Source organism: Pseudomonas sp. JH-2 (genome assembly GCF_036231725.1).
Taxonomy (GTDB): domain Bacteria; phylum Pseudomonadota; class Gammaproteobacteria; order Pseudomonadales; family Pseudomonadaceae; genus Pseudomonas; species Pseudomonas delhiensis.
On the sequence record NZ_JAZAQP010000015.1, the window covers coordinates 128,468 to 136,904 of the forward strand.

7 protein-coding genes are annotated in these 8,437 nt (G+C 67.8%); all 7 read left to right on the forward strand.

What is annotated here, in order from left to right:
• The first annotated feature begins 6 nt into the window (after window positions 1–6).
• The 7 genes from VV867_RS13420 (at window position 7) to phaC (VV867_RS13450) (ending at window position 8,390) form a co-directional block, all read left to right on the forward strand.
• Window positions 7–807, forward strand: coding sequence for an SPOR domain-containing protein (locus VV867_RS13420; protein ID WP_328566636.1), 801 nt, complete (start codon window positions 7–9; stop codon window positions 805–807).
• 156 nt (window positions 808–963) lie between these two features.
• Window positions 964–1,500, forward strand: coding sequence for an ATP-dependent protease subunit HslV (gene hslV / locus VV867_RS13425; protein ID WP_089392892.1), 537 nt, complete (start codon window positions 964–966; stop codon window positions 1,498–1,500).
• Between the two features lie 29 nt (window positions 1,501–1,529).
• On the forward strand, window positions 1,530–2,870 hold the full coding sequence (gene hslU, locus VV867_RS13430; RefSeq protein WP_109931863.1) for an ATP-dependent protease ATPase subunit HslU: 1,341 nt from the start codon (window positions 1,530–1,532) through the stop codon (window positions 2,868–2,870).
• Window positions 2,871–3,073: 203 nt separating this feature from the next.
• The gene (locus VV867_RS13435) at window positions 3,074–3,445 is read left to right on the forward strand and encodes a gamma-butyrobetaine hydroxylase-like domain-containing protein (protein WP_109931861.1); all 372 of its coding nucleotides are present in this window, start codon (window positions 3,074–3,076) and stop codon (window positions 3,443–3,445) included.
• A gap of 397 nt (window positions 3,446–3,842) precedes the next feature.
• Window positions 3,843–5,522, forward strand: a complete 1,680-nt coding sequence (gene phaC, locus VV867_RS13440) for a class II poly(R)-hydroxyalkanoic acid synthase (RefSeq protein WP_109931859.1) — start codon at window positions 3,843–3,845, stop codon at window positions 5,520–5,522.
• Window positions 5,519–6,529 (forward strand): poly(3-hydroxyalkanoate) depolymerase, encoded by a 1,011-nt coding sequence (gene phaZ / locus VV867_RS13445; protein WP_328566637.1) that lies wholly within the window; start codon window positions 5,519–5,521, stop codon window positions 6,527–6,529. The genes phaC (VV867_RS13440) and phaZ overlap by 4 nt, the downstream gene beginning before the upstream one ends.
• A gap of 178 nt (window positions 6,530–6,707) precedes the next feature.
• The gene (gene phaC, locus VV867_RS13450; protein ID WP_328566638.1) at window positions 6,708–8,390 is read left to right on the forward strand and encodes a class II poly(R)-hydroxyalkanoic acid synthase; all 1,683 of its coding nucleotides are present in this window, start codon (window positions 6,708–6,710) and stop codon (window positions 8,388–8,390) included.
• Window positions 8,391–8,437: the final 47 nt, after the last annotated feature.

Consider the following 8,437-nt stretch of genomic DNA (forward strand, 5'->3'; position numbering starts at 1 on the left):
CCCTCCATGGCGAAGAAGAAACCCGCTCCCAAGCGCGGCGCCAGCCGCTACCAGGCCCCGGCCAAGAAGACCTCGGTCCCCGGCTGGGTCTGGCTGGTCGCAGGCCTGGCCATCGGCGGCTTCATCATGTTCCTGATGAAGCTGGAACCGGGCCGCAACGAAGTCCGCCGGGAAAAACCCGAGCAGCAGAAGCCGGGCATCGCCCAGGGCGCCAAGCCGGCCACCCCGGCGCAGCAGCCCTCGGCGGTGGCGGTGAAGCCCAAGTACGACTTCTACACCCTGCTGCCGGGCTCGGAAGTGGTGGTGCCGCCGGAGGCCGTGCCGGAGAAGCCGCAGACGCCGACGGTGGTCAGCACCCCGGAGGAAGCGGCGAAGATCGACGCCGCCCGCGCCCAGGCCGCGCTCAACGGCCAGGTCCCGCCGCCGCCCGCGGTGGTCAAGCCGGCCACGCCGCCGGCGCAGCCGCAGCAAGCGGCAACGGCGCAGCCGCCCGCCACCCAGGCCAAGGCCACGCCCCCGGCGACGGCCCCGGCGAGCAAGCCGATCGCCCCGCCGGCGGTGGCCGCCACCCAGTTCTTCCTGCAGGCCGGCTCGTTCCGCAAGCAGGCCGACGCCGACCGCGTGCGCGCCCAGGTGATCCTCCTCGGCCAGAGCGCGCGGGTGGAATCCGGTGCGGTGCGCGACGAGACCTGGTACCGGGTGATGGTCGGCCCCTACAGCGACCGCGCCCAGGTCTCGGCGGCGCAGAAGCAGCTGTCGGCCAACGGTTTCAGCAACCTGCTGTTACAGCAGCGCCAGACCCGCTGAAGCCCCGCGCGGGCCCGCCCCCCGGCGGGTTCGCGCGGCACTCGCCGGGCAGCGCCGGAAAGGTACGTCCGTCACCCCGCCTTGAAGGCCGCGCCCTTCATCCCCATATGACTCCGCATTCGGGCACCAATGCCCCGCTGTGTGGAGAACTCCCCCTTGACCACTATCGTTTCTGTCCGCCGCAACGGCAAAGTCGTCATGGGCGGCGACGGCCAGGTTTCCCTTGGCAACACCGTCATGAAAGGCAACGCGAAGAAGGTCCGCCGCCTCTACCACGGCCAGGTGCTGGCCGGTTTCGCCGGCGCCACCGCCGACGCCTTCACCCTCTTCGAGCGTTTTGAGCAGCAGCTTGAAAAACACCAGGGCCACCTGGTCCGCGCCGCCGTCGAGCTGGCCAAGGACTGGCGCACCGACCGCTCCCTGAGCCGCCTGGAAGCCATGCTGGCGGTGGCCAACAAGGACGCCTCGCTGATCATCACCGGCAACGGCGACGTGGTCGAACCCGAGCACGGGCTGATCGCCATGGGCTCCGGCGGCGGCTTCGCCCAGGCCGCGGCCATGGCCCTGTTGCAGAAGACCGACGAGAGCATGGGCGCCCGCGAGATCGCCGAGACCGCGCTGAACATCGCCGGCTCCATCTGCGTGTTCACCAACCAGAACCTCACCATCGAGGAGCTCGACAGCGCCGTCTGAGGCCCTGTCGCTCCGGAGTAGCCGAACAAATGTCCATGACTCCCCGCGAGATCGTCCACGAACTCAACCGCCACATCATCGGCCAGGACGACGCCAAGCGCGCCGTTGCCATCGCCCTGCGCAACCGCTGGCGGCGCATGCAGCTGCCGGCCGAGCTGCGCGCCGAGGTGACGCCGAAGAACATCCTGATGATCGGCCCCACCGGCGTCGGCAAGACCGAGATCGCCCGGCGCCTGGCCAAGCTGGCCAACGCCCCCTTCATCAAGGTGGAAGCGACCAAGTTCACCGAGGTGGGCTACGTCGGCCGCGACGTCGAGTCGATCATCCGCGACCTGGCCGATGCCGCGATCAAGATGCTCCGCGAGCAGGAAGTGCAGAAGGTCAAGTACCGCGCCGAGGACGCCGCCGAGGAACGCATCCTCGACGCCCTGCTGCCGCCGGCGCGCACCGCGGGCTTCGGCGACGAGCCGGCGCGCGAGGACTCCAACACCCGCCAGCTGTTCCGCAAGCGCCTGCGCGAGGGCCAGCTGGACGACAAGGAAATCGACGTGGAAGTGGCCGACGTCCCGGCCGGCGTGGAAATCATGGCGCCGCCCGGCATGGAGGAGATGACCAACCAGTTGCAGAACCTGTTCTCCAACATGGGCAAGGGCAAGCGCAAGACGCGCAAGCTGAAGGTCGCCGAGGCCATGAAGCTGATCCGCGACGAGGAAGCCCAGCGCCTGGTCAACGAAGAGGACCTAAAGGCCCGTGCCCTGGAGGCGGTGGAGCAGAACGGCATCGTCTTCATCGACGAGATCGACAAGATCGCCAAGCGCGGCAACGTCGGCGGTGCCGACGTTTCCCGCGAGGGCGTGCAGCGCGACCTGCTGCCGCTGATCGAGGGCTGTACCGTCAATACCAAGCTGGGCATGGTCAAGACCGACCACATCCTGTTCATCGCCTCGGGCGCCTTCCACCTGTCCAAGCCCAGCGACCTGGTGCCGGAACTGCAGGGCCGCCTGCCGATCCGCGTCGAGCTCAAGGCCCTGACCCCGGACGACTTCAAGCGCATCCTGCGCGAGCCGCACGCCTCGCTCACCGAGCAGTACACCGCGCTGCTGAAGACCGAGGGCCTGGATATCGCCTTCGCCGACGACGGCATCCAGCGCCTGGCGGAAATCGCCTGGCAGGTCAACGAGAAGACCGAGAACATCGGCGCCCGCCGCCTGCACACCCTGCTGGAACGCCTGCTGGAGGAAGTCTCCTTCGACGCGGCCGACCTGGCCAGCGAGCACAGCGACAAGCCGATCGTGATCGACGCCGCCTACGTCAACGGCCACCTGGGCGAGCTGGCGCAGGACGAGGATCTGTCGCGGTATATTCTTTAAGAGCGGCTGCAGGCTACAAGCTACAAGCTGCAAGCAAGAGCGAAGAGCCGGTGGCCTCACCGTCGCTGCAGGCAATAGCGACGGGCTGATCCCCCTGTAGGAGCGAGCTTGCTCGCGAACCAGACCTGGCACCGTGCCAACCCGGTTCGCGAGCAAGCTCGCTCCTACGAAGAGCCGCCTGTAGCCTTTAGCCGGAGTTTCCCATGCACATTCCCTCTGCCATCCAGCTGCACAAGGCCTCGCGCACGCTTACCCTGAAGTACGGCGAGCAGTCCTATGACCTCTCCGCCGAGTTCCTGCGCGTGCATTCGCCCTCGGCCGAGGTGCAGGGCCATGGCAACCCGATCCTCCAGGTCGGCAAGCTGAACGTCGCCCTGGTCGGTTTGGAGCCGGCCGGGCAGTACGCGCTCAAGCTGACCTTCGACGACGGCCACGACAGCGGCCTGTACAGCTGGGACTACCTCTACCAGCTGTGCACCCGCAAGGACCAGCTGTGGGCCGAGTACCTCGCCGAGCTAGCCGCCGCCGGCAAGTCCCGCGACCCCGACGAGTCGGTGGTCAAGCTGATGCTCTGAACCCACCTTTGCGCCGGTTTACCGGCCGCCGCCGCGCCAGCATCCTCCTGCCCCCGATCAGGGCACGTCATTTGCAACATTCGCCCTGCACACTGGAAACCGCGTGTTTCCTGTGTCCGGGCTGCGGACGAGCGAGCGCTCTAGGGCGCGTTTTCTAATCTTTCGCGACATACTCGGGCGCAGGGAACCACGCTGCACCAGCTTGCGCGGCGGGAGAATCTCGGGTAACCAAGTCAGTGCAACGCCGTTGCAGACGCGGGCCCCGGACCCCCAGCGATGCCGCCAAGTGTTGACATGCGTGGAGCCTGCTCCACGTTCCGCTAACCCGAGCAGTACTTGGCCCGTCACCTAGGTGCAGCCCCGCCAGTATTCGTCTCAGGACAATGGAGCGTCGCCGATGACCGAAAAGAAGAACAACGATCTGTCCCAGCAAGCCGCGGAAAACACCCTGAACCTCAACCCGGTGATAGGCATTCGCGGCAAGGATTTGTTGTCCACTGCCCGCATGGTGCTGCTGCAGGCCCTCAGGCAGCCCTTCCACAGCGTCAAGCACGTCGGCCATTTCGGCCTGGAGCTGAAGAATGTCCTGCTCGGTACCTCGGACCTGCGCCCGGCCGACGACGACCGCCGCTTCAACGACCCGGCCTGGAGCCAGAACCCGCTGTACCGCCGCTACCTGCAGACCTACCTGGCCTGGCGCAAGGAGCTGCACCAGTGGATCGGCAACAGCGACCTGTCGCCCCAGGACATCAACCGCGGCCAGTTCGTCATCAGCCTCATGACCGAAGCCATGGCGCCGACCAACACCCTGAGCAACCCGGCCGCGGTCAAGCGCTTCTTCGAGACCGGCGGCAAGAGCCTGCTCGACGGCCTCAGCCACCTGGCCAAGGACCTGGTGAACAACGGCGGCATGCCCAGCCAGGTCAACATGGGCGCCTTCGAGGTCGGCAAGAACCTGGCCACCACCGAAGGCGCGGTGGTGTTCCGCAACGACGTGCTGGAGCTGATCCAGTACCGCCCGATCACCGAGAGCGTGCACGAGCGCCCGCTGCTGGTGGTGCCGCCGCAGATCAACAAGTTCTACGTCTTCGACCTGTCGCCGGAGAAGAGCCTGGCGCGCTTCTGCCTGCGCAACCAGGTGCAGACCTTCATCGTCAGCTGGCGCAACCCGACCAAGGCCCAGCGCGAATGGGGCCTGACCACCTACATCGAGGCGCTCAAGGAAGCCATCGACGTGGTCCTGGCCATCACCGGCAGCAAGGACCTGAACATGCTCGGCGCCTGCTCCGGCGGCATCACCACCGTCACCCTGCTCGGCCACTACGCGGCCCTGGGCGAGGAGAAGGTGCACGCCTTCACCCAGATGGTCAGCGTGCTCGACTTCGAACTGGACACCACCGTCGCCCTGTTCGCCGACGAGAAGACCCTCGAGGCCGCCAAGCGCCGCTCCTACCAGTCCGGCGTGCTGGAAGGCAAGGACATGGCCAAGGTGTTCGCCTGGATGCGCCCCAACGACCTGATCTGGAACTACTGGGTCAACAACTACCTGCTGGGCAACGAGCCGCCGGCCTTCGACATCCTGTTCTGGAACAACGACACCACGCGCCTGCCGGCCGCGCTGCACGGCGAACTGGTGGAGATGTTCAAGACCAACCCGCTGGCCCGCCCCGGTGCGCTGGAAGTGGGCGGCACGCCCATCGACCTCAAGCAGGTCACCTGCGACTTCTACTGCCTGGCCGGCCTCAACGACCACATCACCCCCTGGGAAGCCTGCTACCGCTCGGCGCGCCTGCTCGGCGGCAAGTGCGAGTTCATCCTCTCCAACAGCGGGCACATCCAGAGCATCCTCAACCCGCCGGGCAACCCCAAGGCACGCTTCATGACCGGCCCGGACCTCTCCGTCGATCCCAAGACCTGGCAGGAGAACTCCAGCAAGCACGCCGACTCCTGGTGGCTGCACTGGCAACAGTGGCTGGCCGAGCGCGCGGGCAAGCTGAAAAAGGCGCCGACCGCCCTGGGCAACAAGGCCCACCCGGCTGGCGAAGCATCCCCCGGCACCTACGTACACGAACGATGAAGACAGAAAACCTACCCGAAGCCACGCCGGAACGGCAGGTGCCGGCGCAACCCGAGCCGGCGCCGCCGGCCGCGCGCCCGCGCAAGGCACGCGCCGCAACCCCGGAAGCCGAAGCGCAGCAGCCGGCCGAGGCCCGCGCGCGCGTGCTCGCGCCGCAGCCCTTCGTGTTCCGCACCATCGACCTGGACGGGCAGACCATCCGCACCGCCGTGCGGCCGGGCAAGGGGCACATGACGCCGCTGCTGATCTTCAACGGCATCGGCGCCAACCTGGAGCTGGTGTTCCCCTTCGTCGCCGCGCTGGACCCGGACCTGGAGGTGATCGCCTTCGACGTGCCCGGCGTCGGCGGCTCATCCACGCCGAGCACGCCCTACCGCTTCCCCGGCCTGGCCAAGCTGGCGGCGCGCATGCTCGACTACCTGGACTACGGCCAGGTCACCGCCATCGGCGTGTCCTGGGGCGGCGCCCTGGCCCAGCAGTTCGCCCACGACTACCCCGAGCGCTGCAAGAAGCTGATCCTGGCGGCCACTGCCGCCGGGGCGGTGATGGTCCCGGGCAAGCCCAAGGTGCTCTGGCGCATGGCCAGCCCGCGGCGCTACATCCAGCCGTCCTACGGCGCGCACATCGCCCCGGACATCTACGGCGGCGCCTTCCGCCGCGACCCGAAGCTGGCCATGGCCTTCGCCGCCAAGGTGCGTTCCTCGGGCAAGCTGGGCTACTACTGGCAGCTGTTCGCCGGCCTGGGCTGGACCAGCATCCACTGGCTGCACCACATCCGCCAGCCGACCCTGGTGCTGGCCGGCGACGACGACCCGATCATCCCGCTGGTGAACATGCGCCTGCTGGCCTGGCGCATCCCCAACGCGGAGCTGCACGTGATCGACGACGGCCACCTGTTCCTGGTGACCCGCGCCGAGACGGTGGCGCCGATCATCATGAAGTTCCTCGCCGAGGAACGGCAGCGCGCGGTCATGCACCCGCGGCCGTTCGCCCCCAAGGCCGGCTGACCCCCGGCCTGGATCATCGCCTCGTAACAGTGCACGTTCATCGTCGATGGCCGGCAGGCGCGTCGATTCGTGCCTATGCTTCAGCTCCTGCGCGCGTCAGGAACGCGCCTGCGCCGATTCTGGTACGGGCCTTGCTGCGCCCGACTCACGACGGTTCTTTTCCCAGGGAGCGCTGCACATGCGAGAGAACTCCAGCACCGGCAGGCTGCCGGCCCCCGCCGACTTCATGAATGCCCAGAGCGCCATGGTCGGCCTGCGCGGCAAGGACATGCTGTCCACTCTGCGCCAACTGGCCTTCCAGGGCGTGCGCCGGCCGCTGCACAGCGCCCGCCACCTGGCGGCCTTCGGCAAGCAGATGGGCCACGTGCTGCTGGGCGACTCGCCGCTGCAGCCCAACCCCCAGGACGCCCGCTTCCAGGACCCGTCCTGGCGCCTCAACCCCTTCTACCGGCGCACCCTGCAGGCCTACCTGGCCTGGCAGCAGCAGTTGCTGGCGTGGATCGACGAAAGCGACCTGGACGGCGACGACCGCGCCCGCGCGCGCTTCCTGCTGTCGCTGTTCGCCGACGCCATGGCGCCGACCAACAGCCTGATCAACCCGCTGGCGGTCAAGGAACTGTTCAACACCGGCGGGCAGAGCCTGCTCAAGGGCGGCCGCCACCTGCTCGACGACCTGCTGCACAACGGCGGCATGCCCAGCCAGGTCAACAAGCACGCCTTCGAGGTCGGCCGCAACCTGGCCACCACGCCGGGCGCCGTGGTGTTCCGCAGCGAGGTGCTCGAACTCATCCAGTACAAGCCCCTGGGCGAGCACCTGCACGCCAAGCCGCTGCTGATCGTCCCGCCGCAGATCAACAAGTACTACATCTTCGACCTGAGCCCGGAGAAGAGCTTCGTCCAGTACGCCCTGAAGAACAACCTGCAGCTGTTCATGGTCAGCTGGCGCAACCCCGACGCGCGCCACCGCGAATGGGGCCTGTCGACCTACGTGAAGGCCCTCGACGAAGCCATCGAGGTGGCCCGCTCGATCAGCGGCAGCCGCAGCGTCAACCTGATGGGCGCCTGCTCCGGCGGCCTGACCATCGCCGCGCTGCAGGGCCACCTGCAGGCCCGCCGGCAGCTGCGCAAGATCGCCAGCGCCACCTACCTGGTGAGCCTGCTGGACAGCCAGGTGGAAACCCCGGCGGCGCTGTTCGCCGACGAGCAGACGCTGGAAAGCACCAAGCGCCGCTCCTACCAGCACGGCGTGCTGGAGGGCAAGGACATGGCCAAGGTGTTCGCCTGGATGCGCCCCAACGACCTGGTGTGGAACTACTGGGTCAACAACTACCTGCTGGGCAAGCTGCCGCCGGCCTTCGACATCCTCTACTGGAACAACGACAACACCCGCCTGCCGGCCGCCCTGCACGGCGACTTCCTCGACTTCTTCAAGCACAACCCGCTGGCCCGCCCGGGCGCCATGGAGGTGTGCGGCACCTCCATCGACCTGAAGAAGGTGGCGGTGGACAACTTCCACGTCGCCGGCATCACCGACCACATCACCCCCTGGGACGCGGTCTACCGCTCGGCCCTGCTGCTGGGCGGCGACAGCCGCTTCGTGCTGTCCAACAGCGGGCACATCCAGAGCATCCTCAACCCGCCGGGCAACCCCAAGGCCTGCTACTTCGAGAACGGCAAGCTCAGCTCCGACCCGCGCGCCTGGTACTACGACACCCAGCGCCAGGAAGGCAGCTGGTGGCCGCTGTGGCTGGCGTGGATCCAGGAGCGCTCGGGCGAACGCCGGCCGGTGAGCTTCGAACTGGGCAATGCCGAGCACCCGCCGATGGAAGCGGCGCCGGGGACCTATGTGCACGAGCGGTGAGCGGCGCTCGCCCTGCGCGCGAATCGCGAACGGAGTCCGCTCCTACG

Bases quoted from the DNA above. Each gene is read 5' to 3' on its own strand.
- VV867_RS13420 (WP_328566636.1), top strand. From the start codon at position 7: ATGGCGAAGAAGAAACCCGCTCCCAAGCGCGGCGCCAGCCGCTACCAG.
- hslU (WP_109931863.1), top strand. From the start codon at position 1,530: ATGTCCATGACTCCCCGCGAGATCGTCCACGAACTCAACCGCCACATC.
- VV867_RS13435 (WP_109931861.1), top strand. From the start codon at position 3,074: ATGCACATTCCCTCTGCCATCCAGCTGCACAAGGCCTCGCGCACGCTT.
- phaC (WP_109931859.1), top strand. From the start codon at position 3,843: ATGACCGAAAAGAAGAACAACGATCTGTCCCAGCAAGCCGCGGAAAAC.
- phaZ (WP_328566637.1), top strand. From the start codon at position 5,519: ATGAAGACAGAAAACCTACCCGAAGCCACGCCGGAACGGCAGGTGCCG.
- phaC (WP_328566638.1), top strand. From the start codon at position 6,708: ATGCGAGAGAACTCCAGCACCGGCAGGCTGCCGGCCCCCGCCGACTTC.